Below are 24,823 nucleotides of genomic sequence, written 5' to 3'. Positions count from 1 at the left end.
GTGATCTAAATTGTCATCACCTTCCATTGAAAATATGAAAATTCCACTAGGAATTAATGATACAAGTCAAGATTCTGTACTTAACTTCTATCTTTCAAGAGCAACAAATTTTGTTAAAGAATATTGCAATATTAAAGAAATTACTTCCCCAATTGGCGAAATTGTCGAAGATATTGCAATTTTTTTATATAAAAATAAAGGTGTAGAAAATATTCAATCAGAAACTAAGGGAAGTTTAACTGAATCATATCGAGAAAATTTGCCTCCATATTTAGTAAACAGACTAAATAGCTATAGAAGGATGAAATTCATATGAGACTCACCAAAACAGCTTATATTTTTACTGAAGGTGAAATTATTGGCTACAACGCTTTTGATGAGCCGATTTTTGGAGAAGCCATAACCGATCCATTTTTAATGGAATGGGAACCTTTTTCCACTAAATTAGCTGAGTCCTCATATGGAGTTACGGTTGATGTTCAGTATCGAATGTTTACATATCCAAATGAAAAACTAAAAATCAATCAAGATATTGTTTATCAAAACAAAAAATACAAGATTACCGAAGTGAAAGATTTTGATAAGCATTATGAAGTCTTAGTACGTTACGAAGGTGAATATCAGTGAGTAAATTTCAAAAAGCTATTCAAGATATGAAAAAGAAACGTCAAAATGTTGCGAATGATTTAGCGATGTATCTAACAAGAGAAGTAAAATTAAGATCCGCAGTTAAATCGGGACATTTGAGAAGAAATTCGGGTGCTGAAGCAGAACATGAAGAATCAAAAAGTAAAGTGTTTGTTGGGGCTAATGGGGTAGAGTATGCACCAATCGTGCATGAAGGCTCAACCGTTAAAAATATAAAGCCACAACCATACATAAGAGATTCAATTGAACAAAATTTAGGGGAAATTAAAAAAATGATCAGTGAAGGACTGAAAGTTGATGATTAGTGAAATATATCAATATTTGAAATCAGATACGAAACTAGTCCAACTGTTGAATCACAGTCAATCCAACAAGAAAATTTTTGACGGTGTACCTAAAACTTATGGCGACACAACTAAATTGAATGAAGATGGTAGTTTTATTGACTTCCCTTATATTGTCTATGATATTTTTCCATACTCAGTAGCGGTACATGGGAAAATAAAAGAATATCGTTTGAAAATCACGATTGTATCAAAAAGGGATATGTTAGATTCAATATCTGATCGGTTAATTGAAATGTTTCATATGGGAAATCAACCAAGTTTTCAACTAAATAGTAAAACAATTTTTCACTCTCGCTTAATGATTGGCGGGAGTATTTTGTTTCACGAAGATTTAGATGTTTATGAACAAATTATGTATTTTCATTTAAAAGTTAAATAGAAAGGAATGAACTTTATGTCAGAAATTTTGTTTGGTTCAGGTGAGTTATTTGTTGTTGAAGAAACTGTAGACGAATTGGGGAATCCCGTTGAAATTGAAACGAAAGTAGGAGAATCAAACGGGGAAGCCACATTAGGAATTGAATATGAAACTGTCGATGTGAGAGGTGGTGTTAACAATCAGATTTTAAAGACTTTCATGACTTCTCAGACTGTAACTTTTAATGCTGGTATTATCACTTTTGATTTAAGTGTAATCAATAAATTTATTGCGAGTAAGTTTTCAGAAGATACAACAGCAGGTATTCGAACATTAACAATCAACGATAAACGAACTATTCCTACGAATAAACTTAAATTTGTTCATACAAAAGAGGATGGAAAGAAAATTACACTATTAATGTATAATGCACAAAACAAATCAGGTCTTGAGTGGACATTTAATAATGAAGAAGCTACAGCGTTTTCATGGGAATTTACACTAGCTATGGATGAAAATAGTGGAAATATCGTTGAAATCATAGAAGAGATTTAATTTGTTTTACTAATGAATATACATAACAGTTACAAGGAAGGGTAATTCCCTTCCATTTTTTTATTTATGAAAATAGAAAGGAGAGTATCTATGTCTAACGTTTATGATTTAGATTTATTTTTAGATGAAACATATGAAATCAAAATTGGTAAAGATGTTTTTAAATTACCGAAGCAGCCGAAAACAGGTTTGAGAAAAAAAGTGACAGCATTACAAATGAAAATTGCTGAAATTGTAAAAAAAGATGGTGAAAATGCTGATCCAGTGAAAATTTCCGAGTTATTAAGTCAATCAGTTATTTTGATTTTATCTCAAGACGAATCAAAAAGCAAAAAAATCACTCAAAAATATATTGATGAAAATTTTAGCGATCAACAAATAAATCAAATTATAAAAATCTTTTTTAACGAATTGAAGGAGATTGAAGAAAAAAACTAATATTTCCGACTTTACCGGAAAACTTTTTCGGTAAGTCGGAAAAGAAATCTTCTATTTTTTCAAAATCAATAATGAACGATATTACATATTTGATGGAAAAATCAAAGATGTCATACGAAGAAGTTTTAAATCTTCCATATGGCATCTTTTTGTCTTTGACTGAGCAATTTATTGTCCGTGATTTAATGGAAACTGAAGAAGGAAGAGAAATGTTAGACAAAATAAGCAGATTTAAAAATCCTCGAAGACATGCTGATTTAGACGCTATTAGATCGTTCGGTGGATACAAAGTTGAATCTAAAGGAGGTGAAAACTAATGGCAGAATACGATCTAGGTAAATACGGTGCAACGATTGAATTAGATTCTTCTCAATTTGAAAAGGCAATGAGTAATGCAGAAAATAAAATAGATAGCACTGACAAGAAAAGCAAATTATTTGGGAAGAATTTAGGTGCATTAGCAACAGGTGCTTTAGCTGGACTTGGTACAGCTTTAGCTGGAGCGGGGGTAGCAGGAATTAAAATGGCAAGTGATATAGACGGATCATTAAAGCAGTTGCAAGCACAAACAGGTGCAACAGACAATGAAATGAAAAGTATGGAACAAAGTCTTAAAAATATCTATTCTCAGGGATATGGGGAAAGCTTTGCAGATGTTGCGGATGCAATGGCATTAGTCAAACAAAATACTGGACTAGCAGGAAAAGAATTGGAAAAAACAACACAAAATGCAATAGCTTTAAGAGATACGTTTGGATTAGATATTGCTGAAACAACAAATGCAGCTAATTCATTGATGAAGCAATTCGGAATTACTGCAGATCAAGCATACAATTTGATCGCACAAGGAGCACAAAATGGTGCAAATAAAAATGGTGATATGCTTGATGTTTTAAATGAATACGCCCCTCAATTTAAAGCACTTGGATTTTCAGCAGAGGAGTTTACAAATGTATTAATTGATGGGGCAAAAAATGGACAGTTCTCTATTGACAAAGTAGCAGATGCAATGAAAGAGTTTAATATCCGAGCAAAAGATGGATCAAAAACAACTATTGATGCTTTTCAATCGCTGGGACTTAATGCAAATGACATGATGTCTAAGTTTGCAGCAGGAGGAGAATCCGCACAACAAGCATTTACTCAAGTCATGACTGAATTAAATAATGTAAAAGACCCACTGGAAAAGAATAGAATTGGAGTTCAGCTTTTCGGTACCATGTTTGAAGATTTGGAAGCATCGGGAATATCAGCACTAGCTAACATCGGAAATACAGCGTCATTATCAAAAGATGCACTTGGTCAAATAAATCAAGTAAAATATGATACGCTTGGTTCAGCGTTACAGGGAATTTGGCGCAGTTTACAAGTGGCATTAATTACACCTATTCAGCAACATGTTCTCCCGTTACTTAATCAATTTGCAAATTGGATACAATCACAAATGCCGACAATACAAACAATTATTTCCACAGTTTTTAGTGCTATCGGTACTGTTTTCAGTGGATTTATTAATGTTGTTCAATCAGTAATCGGAACATTTTCGGGATTTTATTCCAATACGAACACAACATTTACAGGAATCAAAACAATTATTCAAACCGCAATGTCAACAATTCAAACAATTATTCAAACTGTTTTAACAGTAATTACAAATTTGTGGAATACATATGGATCAACTATTGTTTCATTTCTTACATCTACATTTTTAAATGTTCAAACGATCATTCAAGGTGCATTAAATGTTGTTCAAGGCATTTTTAAGACAGTCCTTTCCATATTAACTGGCGACTGGAAAGGTGCATGGAATGGGATACAAAAAATACTAGATGGAGTATTAAAGATTATCTCTGGGGTCGTAAAGCAAGTATTTAATTCTATTAAACTTGTCATAAATACAATCTTAAATACAATAAAGGGTATATTTTCAGGTATTTGGAATAGTATTAAATCATTAGTAGTTACTGTTGTAACGTCAATCTACAATTCAATTAGCAGTAAGTTTAATTCAGTTAAATCGTTTATTTCAAATCTTTTATCATCTGTAAAAAGTATATTTTCTAATATATGGAATTCTATTAAATCAACAGTCGTTTCACTCATTACAGGCATTTATAATAGTATTAGTAGTAAGTTTAATAGTGTAAAGTCGTTTATTTCAGTAATACTTTCTTCAATTAAAAGTGTGTTTTCAAATATATGGAATTCAATTAGATCAACAGTTTCTTCAGTGACTTCGAGTATATACAGTAATACAGTCGGTCGATTTAATTCGTTAAGATCCTCAATGTCTAGTATTTTTTCCGGAATTTTATCAAAGGCTAGAAGTATCTTTAATAGTGTCAAGTCAGCAATAACCTCACCTATAAACTCAGCCAAAAGCATCGTAATGGGTATCATAAATTCAATAAGATCGGCTTTTTCAAGATTAAAAATAAGTATCCCAAAACCGAAGCTTCCTCATATAAACGTAAATTGGAAAAAATTTGGAGTTGGTGATTTATCTGTAAAAATTCCAACTTTTTCTTTAAAATGGTACAAAACAGGTGGATTTTTCGATCAACCCAGCATTGTAGGTTTAGGGGAAGATGGAAGAGAAGCTATCTTACCGTTAGAAAATAAACGTTACATGGCTCCGTTTGCTGATGCTGTCTTTGAAAGATTAAGAGATCGTATGTTAAATAAATCTGTACATAATTCAACAAATAACCACCAAAATATTATAAATAATACTTTCCATTTTGATGTGAAACATAAAATTGATGATAGTGAAATGAATAAAATCGCTAAATATGTTATTAAAAAGCAAACAAATGGTTTAAAAGGTGCTGGTGTTAGAATGCCAATAAGATAAAACCTCTCCAATTACGGAGAGGTTATTTTTTATTTTTTGGAGTTTTTGGAGGTGTTCAAATGACAGAAGTTTGGAAAATGGATAATGATTTTTATTGCCTATACACAGAAAATCGAGACATCATGAAACGTATTAGACGATACTACACAGACTTTGAAATAATGGCTGAATACTTTAAATTTGATAAGTTAATAGGTATTCAATATAAAGTCCCCATTAAACGCAAACGGTCTGCATTCCGATTGGCAAAGGTTGCACAGTTTTAGGATTTTTGTTGTACGTTTTAATGAAAATTAGCCGATTTGATAAGAGGGATAGGATTATATAGGGATTGTATTTACCACCTAAAAAACTCATTTAAAATCGGCTAATTTTTAAAAAATTGAGCAGAATACACACTGTTTTATTCGGCTGTGTATAGATTATGCAAATTGTATTATTTTTGAATTAATTTTGACATTATTTTTGGTAAAATATACTTAAATATCTTAATGGTAGGTGTGAGTATATGGAACAACAAAATAACACTACATATGTAGAATTAGAACAACCTCAAAAAAGCAGAAAAAAACGAATTACCATTTTGCTAATTTTGTATTTTGTATTAGCATGTGCTTTAGGATGGGGTGGTTATTACTTATATCAACAAAAGAAAGAAAAAGAAGCAGAAGAATTTGGAGAAAATCTGAATTTCTTAATAATGAACATGTTGAATACAGGTGCCGATGCAGAAGAAATGGTTAATACATACATTGATGTATGGCATGATGCGATTTTTAATGACACATTTGGTGTTGAAGTTGGTGGCGAACGGTATTATGATTTCGACAGTGCAGTTGCAGCTCAAAAAAGTGAATTTGAACAAGATGGAAAAATTGAAGAACTACAGAGATCTTTAGATAAAACAGAAAGGGATCTAAAAAAACTCAAAAATCCTCCAGATGAATATAAAGAAGTATATGAACTTGCGGTTGATATGTATAAGGCTCATAAAGAATTTGTAGAATACGCAATTTCTCCGAGTGGATCATTACAATCGTATTCTGATGATGCAAGAAAATTATCTCAAGAATTTATTAGCTTATACGATGAGTATAACATTAAAGTTCCGAAAACATATCTTGATAATCTAAAAGAAGATTTAGAAAAGGACTTAGAAAAAGTTAAAAAGGAAAATGAATAGTTCGATTAAATTACATAATAATACATATAATTAATAAGCTGCCAAGAATGAGGTAGCTTAATTTTTTGCACTAGTTGCTTTTAATTCACTGGAAATGCTATCGTTTTCTTTAATTTGAACTCCATTAATAACAATTAAATTAATATTCCTTCTCATCTACCTCAACCAGCTCCGCAAGATCGTCCACTTTACACCCTACAATTTTCGCTAAAATAAAGGCTTTCTCCAAAGTCGGGAAACTTACTCCATTTTTTCAATTCCAAAGCTGTTTTTGTTGCACATTTACGTGTTTTTATGTAATCAATCCACTCTTTTCAATTAGTTCCCCAATATTGCTTTTCAGTTTGTATTTTTTCATCACTCATCACCATTTAAAATAATTCCACTCGTTTCATTTTTTTCTTCGTCCAAAATAAATAATACAGTTATAAATAAAAAGAGTTAATGTAAAAAGATTATCCATTTCGTATTGTCCAAGTAAATGGACTAAAATTACGCTCATAAGGGACGGTAAGTTACCGTTCCTTTTTTGGTTCACATAGTAATGTTATAATTAGTAGGAAAATTTCGTAAAGAGGTGATTAAGTTTGAAAAAAAATTTGCTTTTAACAATATTTTGTTTGGTATTTATGAGTATGATAGGTTGCAGTTCAGAAAAAACTGTTGAAGAAAATAAAACAAAGGAAGAGCAACAAGTGCAAAGTAAAATTGAAAACAAGGCAAAGTACGATATAGATAAAATTATTGTTCCCGTTCAGACAGAATGGACAAACGATTTAAAAGTATATCGAGACTTTAATATCGCAGTAATAAAAGAAATGGCTCAATCAAATAATATTCCAGTTGAACTAAGAGAATTTCCTACATTTGACGATGTGATTATTGCTTTAAAACGTGGAGATGTTGATGTTGTGCCGGGTATTGATAACCTCGTAGAAACAGATTTAACTAAGACGTATACATATTTTACGGGAGCTATATATCTCCCTAATGGAGAAGAGTTTGTACCGAAGAAAAGCTATGCAATGGCAGTAAGAAAAAAAGATACAGAACTTTTAAACTTTTTCAATGATATGATCTTAAATTTTAAAGAAACAGGTAAATTAGAAAAAATCCAACAGGAATATCTAGGAGATCGAAATTAAAGAGAATTTCGTTCAAAAAGGTAACCGTTTACGAATATTAACATGGACAATAGCGTTAATAATTAAGACCACTCATTTCGAGTGGTCTTTTTCATCGACAATTTCCAGTAAATCGCTTATATCACATTCTAAAGCTCTGCATAATTTCTCTAAAGTATCAAACTTAATTCCATCAGTTTCCTCATTGTATAGTTTCGTAATACCATTTCGGTGCAATCCTGTCATTCTAGCCACATCGGCAATCTTCAGTTTCTTTTCGCCCATAATCCGTGAAAGGTGTACTTTAATCATTTTCAATCCTCCTTAACTCTAATATAAATTGTAATGTGCAAAATTTCAATTTAAGTATTGACAATACACACTGAAGTGTTTATTATTAAATCAACACTACAGTATTAAAAATATACACTACAGTTAATATTTTATGTACAAGGTGGTGAAAAAATGATTATCAAAGAAGGTGAATGGTTACAAATGTCTGATCGGTAAAAAATTTACTTGCTTGCAGGAATTTTTTTCGTACAACAGCAGAAGAAACAGGAAATGTAGAAATTTCTGTCGAATTTATATGACAAATGGCATAGGAGAGGGGATGGGATGACGATTAATCAGTTTCGGAAGTTTCTTTACTCGTTGCTAAGTTTCTTGGGGATGTAAATGCGGTGCAAAAAGGGACGATTGGCAAGCGTATCGGTCGCAGAGTTGCTGGGAAGATAACTGGAAGATTGTTGCGAAAAATATTTAAATAAAATGGGGAGAGAAAAATATGAACGAATATTTACCATTTGGAAGTATTGTTCTAGATGTATCAACAAAAGTGCTGGCAGCGAATGAAGAAGAGGCATTATTAAAAGCTAATGAACTTATTAATGAATTAAATGCTGACATTGACAGTATTGAAATTAAAACGATTGATGGAAAAGTGCATAAATTAGAAGTGCATAATTACCATATCGAATGGGAAGAGGCTTTAGAATAAGATGAATGAAACTGCACTCGTTTGAGTGCGGTTTTTAATAAAAAAGAGCTTGTCCAGAGTAATATGAAATGATACGATAATGTTAGTGACACTATTGGTCAATAAATATCTGAAAGTGATACCTATAAATATAGTTGATATTTAATTATCTGAAAATTTTCCAACCCTTGATACATAAAGGATTTACACAGTCAGCATGTCAAAAGCCAAACCGACGAACTCGGAATTTATTGCAATGGTGGCAGATAAATTGAGATTGGAGCATAAGGCCTCCTGAAAAAAAAGTAACCGCTGAGCCTAACGGCGGTTACTTTTTTTCTGAAAACGCGGCTGAACTCGATTGCGTTTTCTATCTCTATGCAAAATAAATCCTCCTATAAAGAACAATCCTGCTAGGAAAAATAATAAACCCATTAAAAATTGCAGCCATAAGTAAGGAAACGGGGGCTGTAAAATGCCAAAAAGCATGTCTCTCATTAATTTAATTCCGTAAACCGCCAGGATCCCTGGAATCACCATAATCAACAATGCAATAAGCCTTATCATTTGACTTTATATCCCTTTCTGTTAAAATAGAGCGAATCAATTTCATTTTTACGATCATATTACAATTTGTCAATACAAATAAACATGTTATGATGAAGATATGCCATTTTATTAACGATGAATGGACAAGGAGCATACGTCTTTTCTATATAAATATTTTTAAAAATCGGTTTTTTAGCATACATAGAAGAGATGAAGGAAGGAGAGTTTCATGGCCAAAGAATATGATGTAGTGATTTTAGGAGGAGGAACGGCAGGATATGTTACAGCGATCCGGGCATCCCAGCTCGGAATGAAAACAGCTATTGTTGAAAAATCAAAGCTTGGAGGGACCTGTTTGCATTCGGGCTGCATCCCGAGCAAAGTTTTATTGCGAAGCGCTGAAATATTTGCTCAATCAAAAAAAAGCAGCGACTTTGGAATCGAGCTGTCCAATGTTCAAGTCAATTTTGATAAAGTGCAGGAGCGGAAGGAAAAGATAGTTTCTCAACTTTATCAAGGGGTCAGGCAATTAGTCAAAAAGGGAAAGATCGATGTGTTTCATGGCATCGGACGAATTTTAGGTGCGTCCATCTTTTCTCCGCAGCCGGGAACAGTTTCTGTAGAGATGGAAAACGGGGAGGAAAACCAAATTTTACTTCCGAAATACGTTATTATTGCAACTGGATCGCGCCCTCGTGAATTGCCTGGATTAACGATTGACGGCGAGACTATTTTGACGTCAGATGAAGCATTGCAATTACAACGCCTTCCTTCATCTATTATCATTGTGGGCGGCGGAGTGATTGGAATGGAATGGGCATCTATGCTCTCTGATTTCGGAGTTGAAGTCACGATCCTTGAAATGGCGGATCGAATTTTGCCGTCAGAAGATATTGAAATAAGTAAAGAAATGGAACGGCTAATGAGGAAAAAAGGAGTCCGCATTTTTACGAATATATCGATTTTGCCTGAAAAAACAGAAATACAAAACGGAATCACAGTGTTCATCGAACAGGATGGACAAGAAATCAGTTTGCACAGTGAAAAACTGCTGTTGTCAATAGGGAGAAAAGGGAACACAGAAGGAATTGGATTGGAAAATACCGAAATTGAAATCCATAATGGCTATATTGTGACAAACGAGTTTTATCAAACAAAGGAATCAAACATCTATGCAGTCGGTGATGTCATCGGCGGTCTTCAGCTTGCCCATGTCGCATCGCAAGAAGGAATACGTGCCGTAGAACATATTGCAGGAGAGAATGTTTTGCCAATTGACTACAAAAAAGTCCCTAAATGTATTTATTCGAATCCTGCAGCTGCAAGTATCGGTTTAACAGAACAAGAAGCGAGGGAAAAAGGCTATACCGTCAAAATCGGAAAATTTCCTTTTCAAGGAGTTGGAAAAGCGCTCATTTATGGAGAACCGCAAGGGTTTGTCAAAATTGTCGCAGATGAAAAGACCGATGATCTTTTAGGAATTCATATTATCGGACCAAATGCAACAGAGCTGATTTCTGAAGGAAGTTTAGCAAGCTTTCTCGATGCAAGCTCCTGGGAACTCTCCCGTACGATTCATGCCCATCCAACATTGTCAGAAGGGATAATGGAAGCGGCTCTTGCGGTAAATGGCAAAGCAATACATATATAAGCTAGGGAGGTCTTGTCATGCCCAAAAATCGTCATCAGTCTTTAGGTTTAACGGATCAGGACGTATTAAACATGTATGAAACGATGCTTCTTGCAAGAAAAGTGGACGAACGGATGTGGCTTTTAAACCGAGCAGGAAAAATCCCATTTGTCATCTCATGTCAAGGGCATGAAGGCGCTCAAGTTGGTGCAGCCTTTGCCTTGGACAAAACAAAGGATTATATCTTGCCTTACTACCGTGATGTAGGCGTTGTCCTGCACTTTGGAATGACCGTGAAAGAATTAATGCTATCAGCATTTGCAAAAGCGGAAGACCCGAATTCCGGGGGCAGGCAAATGCCAGGACATTTCGGCCAAAAGAAAAATCGGATTGTAACTGGTTCATCCCCTGTTACAACTCAAGTTCCTCATGCAGCTGGAATCGCCTTAGCAGGAAAAATCGATAAAAAGGATTTTGTCACATTTGTTTCCTTTGGGGAAGGATCTTCGAACCAAGGAGATTTTCATGAAGGGGCGAATTTTGCTGGAGTACATAAATTACCTGTCATTTTGATGTGTGAAAATAACCAATACGCCATCAGCGTTCCGATTCAAAAGCAATTAGCTTGCGAAAAAGTGTCAGACAGAGCAGCAGGGTACGGCATGCACGGGGTGACTGTAGATGGAAACGATCCTCTTGAAGTGTATAAAGTTGTGAAGGAAGCGAGAGAAAGAGCTGTCCGAGGAGAGGGACCGACATTGGTTGAAGCGCTTGTGCACCGCCTTACACCCCATTCGAGCGATGATGATGATCGGAGCTACCGGACAAAAGAAGAAATCGAAGAAGCTAAGAAAAAAGATCCGATTTATACGTTTGCATCCTATTTAAAAGAAATTGGATTGTTAACAGAGGAATTGGAACAAAATATGCAGACGAAAATTGCAAGCGTAATCGATGAAGCAACTGATTATGCAGAAAATGCGCCTTATGCGGCTCCGGAACATGCACTGAAACATGTGTATGGAAACTGAAGGAGGAAAAAAGATGCCAATTATGTCATATATCGAAGCAGTTACAGCTGCACTTCGTGAAGAAATGGAGCGAGATGAAAAAGTATTTCTACTAGGAGAAGATGTCGGGAAAAAAGGAGGAGTTTTTAAAGCGACTCAAGGGTTATATGAACAGTTTGGAGAAGAGAGGGTAATCGATGCTCCCCTTGCTGAATCTGCTATCGCTGGCGTTGGAATAGGAGCGGCCATGTACGGAATGCGCCCTGTTTGTGAAATACAATTTGCTGATTTTATTATGCCGGCTGTCAATCAAATTATTTCAGAAGCAGCGAAAATACGGTATCGCTCCAACAATGACTGGAACTGTCCGATTACGATTCGGGCGCCGTTTGGCGGAGGAGTGCACGGTGCTTTATACCATTCTCAGTCTGTTGAGGCGGTATTTGCCAACCAGCCTGGTTTGAAAATTGTCATACCTTCTACGCCGTATGACGTAAAAGGATTATTAAAAGCAGCGATACGCGATGATGATCCTGTCTTATTTTTTGAACATAAGCGGGCATACAGGCTCATTAAAGGGGAAGTTCCGGCAGATGATTATGTTTTGCCGATTGGAAAGGCGGATGTCAAGCTGGAAGGGGATGACATTACCGTTATTACATATGGATTGTGCGTTCATTTTGCTCTGCAGGCAGCTGAACGATTAGAAAAAGATGGAATTTCTGTCCACCTTTTAGATTTAAGAACGGTATATCCGCTTGATCAGGAGGCTATTATTGAGGCCGCTTCAAAAACCGGCAAGGTGCTTCTCGTGATTGAGGATAATAAAGAAGGCAGTGTAATGAGCGAGGTATCCGCCATTATTGCAGAGCATTGTTTGTTTGATCTTGATGCACCAATTAAACGGCTTGCAGGCCCGGATGTACCTGCGATGCCATTTGCACCGACAATGGAAAAATTTTTTATGATGAATGCAGAAAAAATTGAAAAAGCGATGAGAGAATTGGCAGAGTTTTAAAGTTGACCCTAATCTCAAGGAGGAATCAACGTGCTAATCGAAGAAATGAAAATGCCTCAATTAGGAGAAAGCGTGACAGAAGGAACAATCAGCAAGTGGCTCGTCTCCATCGGCGATAAGGTCAACAAATATGATCCCATTGCAGAAGTTATGACGGATAAAGTAAATGCAGAAGTTCCTTCATCATATACAGGTGTAATTAAAGAGCTTTTAGCTGAGGAGGGAGATACTCTCCAAGTTGGCGAAGTTATTTGCAGAATTGAAGTGGAGGCTGTGGCGGTTGAACAAGAAAAAAACATTCAGCCAAAAGACAGTCTTTATGCTAATGACCATCAGCCGGCTGAAAAAGAAGAAACGGAAAAGAAGACTATGAAAAACAGGTATTCTCCGGCAGTGCTCCGGCTAGCTCAAGAACATGATATTGATTTAGAAAAAGTCAACGGAACGGGAGCTTTCGGAAGAATTACCCGAAAAGATGTGTTGAAGCTGATTGAAGCAGGTAATATACCGAAAAAGGGCTCCTTGATCCAAGAAACGAAATCCTATAAATCACCTAAAACAGCCGGTGATACTGAAATTCCTGTTTCTGGGGTGCGCAAAGCCATTGCTCAAAATATGGCGCGAAGCAAAACAGAAATTCCCCATGCTTGGATGATGATTGAGGTCGATGTAACTGGGTTAGTTGAATTAAGAAATTCGATCAAGGAAGAATTTAAAGCAAAAGAAGGTTTTCCTTTAACATTTTTCCCGTTTTTTGTGAAAAGCGTTGCAGAAGCGTTGAAAGAATATCCGCAAATGAATTCGACTTGGGCGGGGGATAAAATTATTCAAAAGAAAGACATTAATATTTCGATCGCTGTTGCAACAGATGATGCGCTTTATGTACCAGTTATTAAACACGCTGATGAAAAATCCATTAAAGGAATTGCTCGAGAAATTAACGAGCTTGCTTTAAAGGTTAGAACGGGAACGATAGAAGCGAAGGAAATGGAAGGCGGTACATTTACCGTTAACAACACAGGTTCATTTGGCTCTATTCAATCAATGGGAATTATTAACTATCCACAAGCGGCTTTGCTGCAAGTAGAAACGATTGTGAAAAGATTAGTTGTCATGAAAAACGGAATGATCGCCGTGCGCGATATGGTGAATCTCTGCCTTTCTCTCGATCATAGAGTATTAGATGGGGTAGTATGCGGAAGATTTTTGCAAAGAGTAAAACAAATATTAGAAGGTATTTCGAAAGAAACGACATCCGTATATTAGTCCTTTGAGTTATTAGAAATAATGCTTAAGCAACATTGGTTAACATTTGCTTCAAAGATTGCTGTTATTGTAAGATAACAATATAATGGTGAAAAAAAGGGAAAGGGGTGCGAATGAATGAGCATCGATTTTAATTTCTTCATGAACGACATAGTTCGCCAAGCGCGTGAGGAAATCGTTGCCGCTGGCTATACGGAATTGAAAACACCGGAAGAAGTGGATGAAGCTTTAACGAAAAAAGGAACCACTTTAGTAATGGTTAATTCTGTTTGCGGCTGTGCAGGAGGAATCGCAAGACCGGCTGCATATCATGCGCTTCATTATGATAAACGTCCTGATCAATTAGTGACTGTATTTGCAGGTCAAGATAAAGAAGCTACGGAACGAGCTAGATCTTATTTTACCGGTTATCCGCCGTCTTCTCCATCTTTTGCGCTGCTCAAGGATGGAAAGCTCGTTACCATGATTGAACGCCATGAAATCGAAGGACATGAGCCGATGTCTGTTGTCCAAAAATTACAAGAGGCATTCGAGCAATATTGTGACGAAGTATAAAAAGAAAAGGCTGCCATTTTTAGATGTGGCGCCTTTTTTATTTCGAAAAGAGAATAGGAAAATGATGGTGATGAGTAATGAGAAAATTTAAAATCGGTTATCGTACGTTAAAAACAGCGATAGGTGCTCCTCTAGCGATATTTTTAGCACAGCTGATGGATTTAAACCATTTTGTTTCCACCGGCATCATCGCGATTCTTTGTATTCAAGTAACAAAAAAGAAATCATTGAAAAGCGCTTGGTCCAGGTTTTTTGCTTGTATAACGGGAATGATGTTTTCTTTTCTTTTTTTTGAAATTTTTGGTTACCATCCAATTGTCATTGGATTTCTGTTGCTTTTTTTCATACCGACAATGGTGCTTTTTAAAACGACAGAAGGCATTGTAACGAGCTCTGTTATTATTTTGCACTTATATGAAGCAGGTCAAATAACGCTGGATATTGTTCAAAACGAACTTTTGATTATTGTGACAGGGATCGGAGTAGCGCTCTTAATGAATCTGTATATGCCGAGCCTGGAAAATGACCTTAATGTTTATCGAAAAGAAGTAGAAAAAAACTTTGCGGTTATTTTTGAAAAAATTGTAGCTTTTTTAAGAGAAGGCGACTATACGTGGGATGGAAAAGAAATTCCTGAGACAGCCGATCTCATTGAAAAAGGGAAAGGATTGGCGCTCCGAAATGTAGAAAATCGTTTGCTAAGACATGAAGACCAATATTATGCATATTTTAAAATGAGAGAAAAACAATTAGAAATCATTGAACGAGTGCTGCCGACGTTCACGATGATCACCGCAAACGTAGAACAAGCGCACCTTATTGCACAGTTTATTGAAGAGTTAAAAGACAACATTCATTCCGGAAATACAGCAAAGAAATTTTTAAAAAAGCTAGATGACATCAAAAAAGAGATGGAAAGGGCACCGCTTCCGAAAACAAGAAAGGAATTTGAAACGAGAGCAAGGCTTTATCATTTTTTATATGAAATGGAGCAATATTTAATTATTAAAAGCCAGTTTAAAGGTCTTGCCGACGCCAAAAAAGGAAAAGGATGAAGCTCTTGTCATTGAGCACAATAAAACGAGAGATCGTGTCAATGCTTTTTTCATACATATGTTTAGAAGAAACGCCTTTACGAGCTGCACTTTTCAAAATACAAACAGAAGAATGGACCGTGTCTGCTGAAAAAAATCGGCTAAGAATGTTCACCATATCGGTTCGCATGATCTGAAAATATTCGTGAACAGCTATGGAATAAATCAGCGTGATCTGTAAAAAAATTCGCGGCAACGATGCCAAAAGTCCGCAGCGGACGAGATTGATTTTGCGAAAATGAATGTGCGGAATTCATGGACTTTATCGGAAAATATGTAACAAAAGGTAGTATGAGGACGAGCAATCGAGAGGAGGAAGCACCGATTTGAAAGAAATTGTTTTTCACCAAACAGCCTATGTGGTGTAAAAAGTGCATGTTGAATTTTTAAAGCCACATAGTGATGCCTGTTAAAATTGAGGTGATCAGCAATGAACCTAACATAATATAAACAACCCACTTTTGCATTTTTTTGCTTGTCATCATGATTCCCTCCACATACATGATTTATAAAACATTGTACAACGATTTTTTAGAGGGGACAACCTTCATCGACAGCTTCTTTTTGATTTCACAAGCGGAATCAAAATCGGTTACACTAAACATGAATACATAATTAGGAGGAAAGACAAAATGGTTCAGGAAAACCGGCTAGTGAATGAATTTTTAGAACTCGTGAAAATTGATTCAGAAACAAAATTTGAACGGGAAATAGCAAATGTATTAAAGCAAAAATTTACCGAGCTTGGACTACAAGTAATAGAAGACGAATCAATTGAAAAAACAGGACATGGAGCAGGAAATTTAATTTGTACGCTAGAGGCGACGAAAGAAGGCGTTGATACGATTTATTTTACCTCTCATATGGATACGGTCGTACCTGGAAAAGGGGTAAAACCTTCTATACAAAACGGATATATTGTGACGGACGGAACAACGATTTTAGGCGCTGATGATAAAGCGGGCCTTGCCGCAATGCTGGAAGCGGTGCGTGTATTAAAAGAAAATAACATTCCTCACGGGAAAATCGAGTTTGTCATTACGGTTGGAGAAGAATCAGGTTTAATTGGGGCAAAAGCGCTTGATTCAAAACTGATTACCGCGCAATACGGGTATGCATTGGACAGTGACGGAAAAGTTGGAGACATTATTGTTTCGGCGCCGACACATGCAAAAATTAAAGCGACGATTCACGGAAAAACCGCTCATGCCGGGGTTGCGCCAGAAAAAGGAATTTCCGCTATTACGGTTGCAGCAAAAGCAGTTGCCAATATGCCTTTAGGCCGAATCGATGAAGAAACAACGGCAAATATCGGCCGTTTTGAAGGGGGAACGCAAACAAATATCGTATGCGACCGCGTTGAAATTTTAGCTGAAGCGCGTTCACTTGTACCTGAAAAATTGGAGCAGCAAGTACAAAAAATGAAGGAAGCTTTTGAAACAGCAGCTGCCGAAATGGGAGCAAAAGCAGAAGTGGATATTAACGTAATGTATCCCGGATTTACGTTTACCGATGAAGATAAGGTCGTTCAAATTGCTAAAAAAGCTATCAAAACAATCGGCAGAGAGAGCAGATTGTTAAAAAGCGGGGGCGGAAGCGATGCGAATATTATCGCTGGCTTCGGCATTCCGACTGTTAATCTTGCTGTTGGTTATGAGGAAATTCATACAACAAATGAAAAAATGCCGATCGAGGAGCTTGTCAAAACAGCAGAATTAGTTGTCGCCATTATAAAAGAGGTAGCAAACCAATAGAGCTTTGAAAATTTGAAGCCGGAAGCTTGTCACTCAGCAAACGATCCGATGTGCCAGGCCTTAGGCTTCATAATAAGAATTGACAGCTCTAAAACATCTGCAAGACCTCTGATAGTTTTTACAACCTCCGGCTTCTATAATAAGAATTGACAGCCGTTCCGCTCTTCCAGCGTCGTGTTGGAAGAGCATCTTTTTTATTGATATTTTTCTAGTACTGAGAAAAACTCTTTAGCAAATTGATAAAACACTTTAACGGACGGGGCCAGCTCGTAATTTTTCGATATAATAATGCCGACATTTCTGCTTACACGAGGCATTTCAATCGGAATTTTTACCGTAAAACGAGGCATTGTTTCATAAAAAGTGCTTTCAGGCAGCAATGTTACGCCAATTTCTGCCGATACGAGCCCTTTGATGGCATCTAAATCTTCCCCTTCCGATGAAATAATTGGGGAAAATCCAGCCTGTTGACACGCTTCATGCACGATTTTATGCAAAATATAACCTTCTGGAAACGTCACAAACGGTTCATTACGCAATTCAGTCAGCACTAAGCTTTTTTTGTGCGCAAGCGGATGATTGTGCGGCAAAAGGGCTGCAAAGGATTCCGTAAATAAAATATCCCCTTTCACATCGTTGTCATCCGTCGGAATAGGACCGAGAAAAGCTAAATCGATTTCTCTTTTTTTGACGGCTTCAATTAAATATTTATAAGAACCTTGTCGCAAATGAAAGGAAACGTTCGGGTGTTTTGCTTTAAAAGCGGAAATAACAGTCGGCATTGTATGGCTTGCCAAGCTGGTCGGAAAGCCGATTTTAACTGTTCCTCTTTCCGGATCCAAAAATTCTTCAATTTGCTGTTTGGCGTGTTCGATCGCTTTTAAAGCCGTCTCGACATGGGGCAAAAAATGACGTCCAATTGGAGTAAGCTTAACATTCCTTCCTTCCCTTTCAAAAAGCTCCACTCCGAGCTCCGCCTCTAAATTTGCTATTTGCCTGCTGATAGCCGACTGTGCGACATGAAGGGCTTCAGCAGCTTCTGAAACATGCTCCCGCTTCGCAACCTCCCAAAAATATATAAGCTGTCTCAGTTCCATTTGACTCACCCCCAAGCAATTTATATCAAAATGAGATTATTATTATCTAAATTATATATTGTTAATATTATTTTTGAAAACTACAATTATACATACAGACTTATCGGCATGAGAATGGGGGAGAAGAGATGAAACAGATAGGATTACCAAAGGCACAAGGTCTCTATCGTCCTGAATTTGAACATGATGCATGTGGGATCGGTTTATATGCTCATCTGAAGGGGAAACCTTCTCATGATATTGTCAAAAAAGGCCTTCACATGCTTTGTCAATTGGAGCACCGCGGCGGACAAGGAAGCGATCCGAAAACTGGAGACGGTGCAGGCATTATGGTTCAAATTCCGCACAATTATTTTAAAGTTGCTTGCGGACGAATGAATCTTCCAGAAAAAGGACGATATGGAGTCGGAATGGTCTTTTTGCCGAGTCGTGAACATGATCGGATACATTATGAAACAGAAATCAACAAAATCATTGAAAAAGAAGGACAAATATTATTAGGTTGGAGAACTGTGCCGGTAAATTCTGAAAAGATCGGTTGGCTTGCAAAAGAGAGCAAACCTTTCATCAGACAAGTATTTATTGGGGCGAGCGATGATATTCAAGACGAGCTTACTTTTGAGAGAAAGCTGTATGTTATTCGGAAACAAGCAGAACGTCTTGTTCAAAATAATGAATTTTATTTTGCAAGTTTATCAAGCCGGACAATTGTTTATAAAGGTCTCTTGACGCCTGAACAATTAGATGAATTTTATGTAGACTTGCAGGACGAGAGATTTCAATCAGCTTTTGCTCTAGTCCACTCCCGATTCAGCACCAATACGTTCCCAAGCTGGGAAAGAGCGCATCCAAACAGATATTTAATCCATAATGGCGAGATCAACACATTGCGCGGCAATGTGAATTGGATGGCTGCAAGGGAAAAGCTGTTTGTTTCAGACGTTTTCGGGGATGATTTGACAAAAATCACACCTATTTTAGATATGAACGGAAGCGATTCATCCATTTTAGACAACGCTTTTGAATTTTTTGTGTTGGCAGGGAAAAAGCTGGCGCATGCGGCGATGATGCTTATTCCTGAACCATGGTTTTGGGATGATGAAATGGATGATGATAAGAAAGCATTTTATGAGTTTCACAGCTGTTTTATGGAGCCGTGGGACGGTCCAACGGCCATCTCGTTTACAGACGGAAAGCAGATCGGAGCTATTTTGGACCGCAATGGACTTAGACCAGCCCGCTACTATGTGACGAAAGATGATTACATTATTTTCTCATCAGAAGTCGGTGTGATTGATGTTGAACCGGAAAATGTGCTTTATAAAGACCGGCTGAGTCCAGGAAAAATGCTGTTGATTGACTTGGAAGAAGGAAGAATCATTTCTGATCAGGAAATCAAAGAAGAAATCGCCAAAGAAAAACCGTATCGCCAGTGGATCAATGATCAGATGATTTCTATTTTCGACATCAATGTTCCTGAAGATGTTGAAAAGGTTGACGATCTAACCAAACTCCAAAAAGCGTTTGGTTATACGTATGAAGATGTTGAAAAAACAATTGCAGCAATGGTGATCGATGGAAAAGATCCGATCGGCGCAATGGGAAATGATACTCCTCTTGCAGTGCTGTCAGATCGCCCGCAAAGCTTGTTTAATTATTTTAAACAATTGTTTGCCCAAGTAACGAATCCTCCGATTGATGCGATTCGTGAATCGATCGTCACTTCTACGATGACACTGTTAGGAAAAGAAGGAAATATTCTCGATCCTGATCCATCAGCAGCACGACGCATTCGCTTAGAATCTCCAATTCTTTCGAATGAAGAACTCGCTGCTTTGAAAAATAATCCGTATCCTGAATTTAAATGCGTCACTTTGCCGGCTTTGTTTAAAGATGATTTGAAAAATGCATTGGATCAGCTCTTTCAAGCTGCAGATGAAGCGGTGGAAAACGGCGCTACACTTCTAGTTTTATCAGATCGCGGAGTAAACGAAGAATATGCAGCAATTCCAGCACTGCTTGCCGGAAGCGCTCTGCATCAATATATGGTGAAAAAAGGAACCCGCACGAAAGCAAGCATTATTGTTGAATGCGGAGAAGCGAGAGAAGTGCACCATTTTGCGGCTCTAATAGGATATGGTGTAGATGCGGTCAATCCTTATTTAGCTTTAGAAACAGTGCGAAATGCTGTTCAAAAGGGAACGATTCCATATTCATATAAAGAAGCAGTAAAAAGATTTAAAAAAGCGGTGACAGACGGGGTCGTCAAAGTCATGTCAAAAATGGGAATTTCTACGATTCAAAGCTACCGCGGAGCCCAAATTTTTGAAGCGGTCGGCATTGGAGAAGAAGTCATCGAGGAATACTTCACTGGAACAGCCTCGCAAATTGGCGGAATCGGATTAAAAGAAATTGAAAAAGAAGCGAAAATGCGTCATGCTCAAGGATTTAAAACAACTTATCGAGATGAAACGCTCGATCCAGGCAGTGAATTTCAATGGAGAAGAAACGGAGAACACCATGCATTCAATCCGAAAACGATCCATACGCTGCAATGGGCATGCCGGAAAAACGATTATAAGTTATTTAAAGAATACTCGAAGATGGCCAATGAAGAGCAAGTGACGTTTTTGCGCAACTTGTTTGAATTCAATGAATCTAGAAAACCGATTCCTATTGAAGAAGTTGAGCCGGTGGAATCGATCGTACGCCGCTTTAAAACAGGAGCAATGTCCTTCGGTTCCTTAAGCAAGGAAGCGCATGAAGCATTGGCGGTTGCGATGAACCGCATCGGTGGAAAAAGCAACAGCGGTGAAGGTGGAGAAGATCCGAACCGCTATGTTCCAGATGAAAATGGAGATTTGAAGCGAAGTGCCATAAAACAAGTAGCTTCCGGCCGCTTCGGCGTGAAAATCCATTATTTAGTCAATGCTGACGAGCTGCAAATTAAAATGGCTCAAGGAGCAAAGCCAGGTGAGGGCGGACAGCTGCCAAGCAAAAAGGTGTATCCTTGGATCGGAAAAGTTCGCGGCTCTACACCGGGTGTGGAATTGATTTCACCGCCTCCGCACCATGACATTTATTCAATTGAAGACTTGGCGCAGCTTATTCATGATTTGAAAAACGCGAATAGAGATGCCCGAATCAGCGTCAAGCTTGTTTCAAAAGCTGGAGTAGGAACGATTGCTGCTGGAGTTGCGAAAGGTGCAGCGGACGTTATTACAATCAGCGGCTATGACGGCGGTACCGGGGCATCTCCAAAGACGAGCATTAAGCATGCCGGACTTCCGTGGGAGCTCGGCCTTAGTGAAACACATCAAACGCTTATGCTCAACGGATTGCGTGACCGAGTCGTTCTTGAAACAGACGGCAAGCTGATGACAGGCCGTGATGTTGTGATGGCGGCATTGTTCGGGGCAGAAGAATTTGGTTTTGCAACCGCTCCTCTAGTCGTTCTAGGATGTGTCATGATGCGTGTATGTCATCTTGATACATGTCCAGTCGGAGTGGCAACGCAAAATCCTGAACTTCGTGAAAAATTTATGGGCAAGCCAGAGCATGTTGTTAATTTCATGTATTTCATCGCGCAGGAAGTTCGCGAAATCATGGCAAGCCTCGGATTCCGAACTATTGATGAAATGGTTGGAAGAGTAGATGTATTGAAGGTTAGCGACCGTGCAAAAAAACATTGGAAAGCAAAGCATCTTGACCTATCCCGCTTGCTTTATCAAGTGGAGGGTCCGCGAACATTTGCACGTCCGCAAAACCATAAAATCGACCAGTCATTAGACGTGAACGAAGTATTGCCGAAAGTTGAAGAGGCAATTAAACGGAAAGAAAAAGTTGAACTCCATTTGAACATTAAAAATGTGAACCGCGTCGTTGGAACCATTACAGGCAGCGAAATTGCAAAACAATATGGCGAAGAGGGGCTGCCGGAAGATACGATCAATCTTCATTTCTACGGCTCAGCAGGTCAAAGCTTTGCAGCGTTTGTACCGAAAGGAATGACGATGACGCTTACTGGCGACGCCAATGATTACATTGGAAAAGGCTTATCCGGCGGAAAAGTAATTGTCCGTCACCCGAAAGAAGCATCTTTTGCATCAAGTGACAATGTCATTATTGGAAATGTGGCGTTCTACGGTGCAACGAGCGGTGAAGCATATATTCAAGGGCGAGCCGGCGAAAGATTTTGTGTAAGAAACAGCGGTGTGAATGCTGTTGTTGAAGGTGTCGGCGATCACGGTTGTGAATATATGACCGGAGGACGTGTTGTCATTCTCGGATCTGTCGGCAAAAACTTTGCAGCTGGTATGTCCGGAGGCATTGCTTACGTATTGGCGGATGATCAGGAGAAATTCAAACGAACAGCCAATAAGGAATTAGTGTTATTTGAATCTCTTGAAGATGAAGAAGAAATCCGCACTGTATATGACATGATTTCGAAGCATTTCCAATATACAGAAAGTCCAAAGGCCCGGCATATATTAGATCATTGGGAAGAGTATGTCGGAAGATTTATTAAAGTGATACCTAGAAACTACAAACTAATGATCAGCACGATTGAAAAAATGGAAAATTCAGGTCTTACGAAAGAAGAAGCTGTACTTGCAGCATTTGAAGCGGTTGCGAATGAGAAAACAACCGCCGGTGAACCATTCGCTTTACAGGCTGTTGCAAATTAACCTCATTGCACACCTAGTGAATGGATGAAAAGGAGGGGGAGACTCGTGGGAAAAGCAACAGGTTTTATGGAGTATGTACGAGAAGAAGAGAAAAAACGTGATCCGCTTTCCCGCCTTGATGATTGGAAGGAATATTCATTCCCGTTTTCAAATGAAACACTTGCCAGACAAGGTGCCCGCTGCATGGACTGCGGGACTCCTTTCTGTCATATGGGAATGGAGATTAACGGCTTAACATCAGGTTGTCCGATTCATAATTTAATCCCTGAATGGAATGATCTTGTTTATAGAGGTAAATGGAAGGAAGCGCTGGACCGTCTTTTAAAAACAAATAATTTTCCTGAATTTACCGGAAGGGTTTGCCCTGCACCGTGTGAAGGATCTTGTACGGTTGCGATTTCAGATCCTGCTGTTGCCATTAAAGGCATCGAGCGCGCAATAATCGATAAGGGCTTTGACGAAGGATGGGTTCAGCCGAGAATTCCTGAAAAGCGCACAGGTAAAAAAGTCGCTATTGTTGGGTCAGGTCCTGCCGGTCTGGCATGTGCGGATCAATTGAACCAAGCGGGACATTCCGTTACGGTTTATGAGCGGGCTGATCGAATCGGCGGGTTATTAATGTACGGTATTCCGAATATGAAGCTTGAGAAGGAAATTGTTGAAAGAAGAGTGCGTCTTTTAGAAGAAGAAGGAATTACGTTTATAACTAATACGGAAGTAGGCAAAGACATCACCGCTGATGAGCTTCGCTCCCAATATGATGCTGTTGTTTTATGCACAGGAGCGCAAAAGCAGCGTGATCTTGTGATTGAAGGAAGAGAATTAAACGGCGTGCACTTTGCGATGGATTATTTAACAGAAACGACGAAAAGCCTGCTCAATTCTAATTTTGCAGACAAAAAGTTTATTGATGCAAAAGATAAGCATGTCATCGTCATTGGCGGCGGTGATACAGGTGCTGACTGTGTAGCGACAGCATTGCGGCAAAAGTGTAAAAGCGTTGTGCAATTTGGTAAACATCCAGCCTTGCCGAAGGAGCGGGCGGAAGGCAATCCATGGCCTCAAGCTCCGCTGGTCTTTACGTTAGATTATGCATATGAGGAAGCCAAAAGCAAATTCGGACAGGATCCTCGTCAATTTTGCATCCAAACAAAGAAAATTGTCGGCGATGAAAATGGCAATGTAAAAGAATTGCATACGATTCAAATGGAAAAATCATTTGATGAAAACGGCAATGCGGTGTTTAAAGAAATACCCGGCACAGAAAAAGTATGGCCGTGCGATTTAGTCTTTATCGCAATCGGCTTTGAAGGGCCGGAACAGCCTGTTCTGAAGCAATTTGGCGTTGAAACGGTAAACAGGAAAGTGAACGCTCCGTACGGCAAATTTACAACAAATGTAGAAGGCGTATTTGCCGCAGGTGACGCAAGAAGAGGACAGAGCTTGATTGTCTGGGCGATTCATGAGGGAAGAGGTGCCGCAAGGGAAGTGGATCGCTTCTTAATGGGAGCGACGAATTTACCTTAAAATTATATTTTGAAATCCCGGGGCTGTCTAGAAAGTCCAATCGCCATTGAAAATAAAAAATCATAAACACCGATATATCAACGTTTCTAAAACATTAATGGGGGTGTCAATAAGCCGTAAAAACGACTTATTAGACACCCCCTTTCCTT

The 24,823-nt window shown here is 38.0% G+C and carries 25 protein-coding genes and 1 pseudogene; 22 read left to right on the top strand and 4 right to left on the bottom strand.

Going from position 1 to position 24,823, the window contains the following annotated elements:
* Positions 1–10: 10 nt before the first annotated feature.
* The 11 genes from NSQ41_RS12705 to NSQ41_RS12655 all read left to right on the top strand — a co-directional run bounded on the left by NSQ41_RS12705 (position 11) and on the right by NSQ41_RS12655 (position 7,528).
* On the top strand, positions 11–316 hold the full coding sequence (locus tag NSQ41_RS12705; protein ID WP_339210052.1) for a phage head-tail connector protein: 306 nt from the start codon (positions 11–13) through the stop codon (positions 314–316).
* Positions 313–627 (top strand): hypothetical protein, encoded by a 315-nt coding sequence (locus NSQ41_RS12700; protein WP_339210051.1) that lies wholly within the window; start codon positions 313–315, stop codon positions 625–627. Before NSQ41_RS12705 ends, NSQ41_RS12700 begins: the two co-directional genes overlap by 4 nt.
* Positions 624–953 (top strand): hypothetical protein, encoded by a 330-nt coding sequence (locus NSQ41_RS12695; RefSeq protein ID WP_339210050.1) that lies wholly within the window; start codon positions 624–626, stop codon positions 951–953. The genes NSQ41_RS12700 and NSQ41_RS12695 overlap by 4 nt, the downstream gene beginning before the upstream one ends.
* Entirely contained in the window at positions 946–1,374 is a 429-nt protein-coding gene (locus tag NSQ41_RS12690) for a hypothetical protein (RefSeq protein ID WP_339210048.1), read from the top strand. The genes NSQ41_RS12695 and NSQ41_RS12690 overlap by 8 nt, the downstream gene beginning before the upstream one ends.
* 15 nt (positions 1,375–1,389) lie before the next feature.
* Entirely contained in the window at positions 1,390–1,908 is a 519-nt protein-coding gene (locus tag NSQ41_RS12685; RefSeq protein WP_327856773.1) for a hypothetical protein, read from the top strand.
* Positions 1,909–1,998: 90 nt separating this feature from the next.
* Complete coding sequence (locus tag NSQ41_RS12680) at positions 1,999–2,346, top strand: hypothetical protein (RefSeq protein WP_327856772.1); 348 nt, start codon at positions 1,999–2,001, stop codon at positions 2,344–2,346.
* A 107-nt stretch (positions 2,347–2,453) separates the two neighbouring features.
* A complete protein-coding gene (locus tag NSQ41_RS12675; RefSeq protein WP_339210047.1) occupies positions 2,454–2,663 on the top strand; it encodes a hypothetical protein in 210 nt (69 codons plus the stop codon).
* Entirely contained in the window at positions 2,663–5,200 is a 2,538-nt protein-coding gene (locus NSQ41_RS12670) for a phage tail tape measure protein (protein ID WP_339210046.1), read from the top strand. The genes NSQ41_RS12675 and NSQ41_RS12670 overlap by 1 nt, the downstream gene beginning before the upstream one ends.
* A gap of 59 nt (positions 5,201–5,259) precedes the next feature.
* A complete protein-coding gene (locus tag NSQ41_RS12665; protein ID WP_339210045.1) occupies positions 5,260–5,466 on the top strand; it encodes a hypothetical protein in 207 nt (68 codons plus the stop codon).
* Positions 5,467–5,708: 242 nt separating this feature from the next.
* Positions 5,709–6,383, top strand: coding sequence for a hypothetical protein (locus tag NSQ41_RS12660; RefSeq protein ID WP_339210044.1), 675 nt, complete (start codon positions 5,709–5,711; stop codon positions 6,381–6,383).
* Between the two features lie 587 nt (positions 6,384–6,970).
* On the top strand, positions 6,971–7,528 hold the full coding sequence (locus NSQ41_RS12655) for a transporter substrate-binding domain-containing protein (protein WP_339210043.1): 558 nt from the start codon (positions 6,971–6,973) through the stop codon (positions 7,526–7,528).
* A gap of 72 nt (positions 7,529–7,600) precedes the next feature.
* Here the strand turns inward: NSQ41_RS12655 and NSQ41_RS12650 are convergent, their stop codons facing one another.
* Positions 7,601–7,819, bottom strand: a complete 219-nt coding sequence (locus tag NSQ41_RS12650) for a helix-turn-helix transcriptional regulator (RefSeq protein WP_339210042.1) — start codon at positions 7,817–7,819, stop codon at positions 7,601–7,603.
* Positions 7,820–8,294: 475 nt separating this feature from the next.
* Here NSQ41_RS12650 and NSQ41_RS12645 point away from each other — a divergent pair, with 475 nt between their 5' ends.
* Both NSQ41_RS12645 and NSQ41_RS12640 read left to right on the top strand, forming a co-directional pair.
* Complete coding sequence (locus NSQ41_RS12645) at positions 8,295–8,507, top strand: hypothetical protein (RefSeq protein ID WP_339210041.1); 213 nt, start codon at positions 8,295–8,297, stop codon at positions 8,505–8,507.
* A 184-nt stretch (positions 8,508–8,691) separates the two neighbouring features.
* Positions 8,692–8,784, top strand: a pseudogene (locus NSQ41_RS12640) (sporulation transcription factor Spo0A); the annotation flags it as partial.
* 20 nt (positions 8,785–8,804) lie between these two features.
* Here the strand turns inward: NSQ41_RS12640 and NSQ41_RS12635 are convergent.
* The gene (locus NSQ41_RS12635; RefSeq protein ID WP_063388136.1) at positions 8,805–9,053 is read right to left on the bottom strand and encodes a DUF2627 domain-containing protein; all 249 of its coding nucleotides are present in this window, start codon (positions 9,051–9,053) and stop codon (positions 8,805–8,807) included.
* Positions 9,054–9,264: 211 nt separating this feature from the next.
* Between NSQ41_RS12635 and lpdA the strand changes: the two genes are divergently transcribed.
* The 6 genes from lpdA to NSQ41_RS12605 all read left to right on the top strand — a co-directional run bounded on the left by lpdA (position 9,265) and on the right by NSQ41_RS12605 (position 15,569).
* Entirely contained in the window at positions 9,265–10,686 is a 1,422-nt protein-coding gene (gene lpdA, locus NSQ41_RS12630; protein ID WP_339196796.1) for a dihydrolipoyl dehydrogenase, read from the top strand.
* Positions 10,687–10,703: 17 nt separating this feature from the next.
* Positions 10,704–11,696, top strand: a complete 993-nt coding sequence (locus NSQ41_RS12625; RefSeq protein ID WP_339196793.1) for a thiamine pyrophosphate-dependent dehydrogenase E1 component subunit alpha — start codon at positions 10,704–10,706, stop codon at positions 11,694–11,696.
* Between the two features lie 13 nt (positions 11,697–11,709).
* The gene (locus NSQ41_RS12620) at positions 11,710–12,693 is read left to right on the top strand and encodes an alpha-ketoacid dehydrogenase subunit beta (RefSeq protein WP_339210040.1); all 984 of its coding nucleotides are present in this window, start codon (positions 11,710–11,712) and stop codon (positions 12,691–12,693) included.
* A 30-nt stretch (positions 12,694–12,723) separates the two neighbouring features.
* Positions 12,724–13,959 (top strand): dihydrolipoamide acetyltransferase family protein, encoded by a 1,236-nt coding sequence (locus NSQ41_RS12615; RefSeq protein ID WP_063388140.1) that lies wholly within the window; start codon positions 12,724–12,726, stop codon positions 13,957–13,959.
* Between the two features lie 117 nt (positions 13,960–14,076).
* Entirely contained in the window at positions 14,077–14,514 is a 438-nt protein-coding gene (locus tag NSQ41_RS12610) for a BrxA/BrxB family bacilliredoxin (RefSeq protein WP_063388141.1), read from the top strand.
* Positions 14,515–14,591: 77 nt separating this feature from the next.
* On the top strand, positions 14,592–15,569 hold the full coding sequence (locus NSQ41_RS12605) for an aromatic acid exporter family protein (protein WP_339196790.1): 978 nt from the start codon (positions 14,592–14,594) through the stop codon (positions 15,567–15,569).
* 425 nt (positions 15,570–15,994) lie between these two features.
* Here NSQ41_RS12605 and prli42 read toward each other — a convergent pair whose 3' ends face one another.
* Positions 15,995–16,090, bottom strand: coding sequence for a stressosome-associated protein Prli42 (prli42, locus tag NSQ41_RS12600; protein WP_153028099.1), 96 nt, complete (start codon positions 16,088–16,090; stop codon positions 15,995–15,997).
* A 150-nt stretch (positions 16,091–16,240) separates the two neighbouring features.
* Here prli42 and NSQ41_RS12595 point away from each other — a divergent pair, with 150 nt between their 5' ends.
* Positions 16,241–17,362, top strand: a complete 1,122-nt coding sequence (locus tag NSQ41_RS12595) for a tripeptidase T (protein ID WP_339196787.1) — start codon at positions 16,241–16,243, stop codon at positions 17,360–17,362.
* Positions 17,363–17,556: 194 nt separating this feature from the next.
* Here NSQ41_RS12595 and NSQ41_RS12590 read toward each other — a convergent pair whose 3' ends face one another.
* The gene (locus NSQ41_RS12590) at positions 17,557–18,459 is read right to left on the bottom strand and encodes a LysR family transcriptional regulator (protein ID WP_063388144.1); all 903 of its coding nucleotides are present in this window, start codon (positions 18,457–18,459) and stop codon (positions 17,557–17,559) included.
* Between the two features lie 128 nt (positions 18,460–18,587).
* On the opposite strand from NSQ41_RS12590, the gene gltB reads away from it, so the two are divergent.
* On the top strand, positions 18,588–23,147 hold the full coding sequence (gene gltB / locus NSQ41_RS12585; RefSeq protein WP_063388145.1) for a glutamate synthase large subunit: 4,560 nt from the start codon (positions 18,588–18,590) through the stop codon (positions 23,145–23,147).
* Positions 23,148–23,192: 45 nt separating this feature from the next.
* A complete protein-coding gene (locus NSQ41_RS12580; protein WP_144596811.1) occupies positions 23,193–24,674 on the top strand; it encodes a glutamate synthase subunit beta in 1,482 nt (493 codons plus the stop codon).
* Positions 24,675–24,823: the final 149 nt, after the last annotated feature.

It is taken from the genome of Aeribacillus sp. FSL K6-8210 (assembly GCF_037963925.1).
Classification (GTDB): Bacteria; Bacillota; Bacilli; order Bacillales; family Aeribacillaceae; genus Aeribacillus; species Aeribacillus composti.
Note: the sequence above shows the minus strand (reverse complement) of the source record. Positions and strands in the feature narration are given on the sequence as shown.